This is a genomic window from Vibrio sp. 1078-1 (genome assembly GCF_033340475.1).
The window spans coordinates 1-521 of the sequence record NZ_JAWOWM010000887.1; the positions used below are offsets into that span (position 1 = coordinate 1).

Below are 521 nucleotides of genomic sequence, written 5' to 3' on the forward strand. Positions count from 1 at the left end.
GAGTTTATGGATTTTAAGAAAAATTGGCCGATACCTCAGGAGCTAAGAAGGTGAACAAGTCTCTGACATAAAATGTTGGTGCTCATATGGAGTCGTTTTTCGGGGCCATTATGAGTCATGCTTGGTATTCCAGCCAGACTACAGCCCTTGGGTGAATCACATAGGTCGACAGTGGCACAAGTTAGATAGACGGCTCTTATGTTCCGCGAGCGTCACTAGCACGCCCGAGCTTTTTTGCTGAGTACGGTATCTGCCTCCCAATTGCCAAACTGCTCCCGGCTATCGACGATGGCGGGCGTTCATCAACCGAGCGCTCGTCCTAGATGAAGGTGCGCTTGCTGATGCGCCAGATAGGCAGGTAACCCTCCTGGTGGGCATTACGACGTCGCTCTCGATAAAGGGTGGAGCGATGAACGACAATAGCCTGCGCAGTGGCAGACACAGACACGCCCTGCGCAAAGTGCGCGGGTATCAGGTATCGTTGCCCCTCGCCCAACTGCTGATAACTCATGGTGATACTG

At 52.6% G+C, this 521-nt stretch carries 1 protein-coding gene and 1 pseudogene; both read right to left on the bottom strand.

From position 1 onward, the window contains the following. Positions 1-186: 186 nt before the first annotated feature. Positions 187-296, bottom strand: a pseudogene (locus tag R7190_RS31440) (IS30 family transposase); the annotation flags it as partial. Positions 297-319: 23 nt separating this feature from the next. Next, a partial coding sequence (locus R7190_RS31445; protein ID WP_411978111.1) for a helix-turn-helix domain-containing protein occupies positions 320-521 on the bottom strand: 202 nt, incomplete at its 5' end.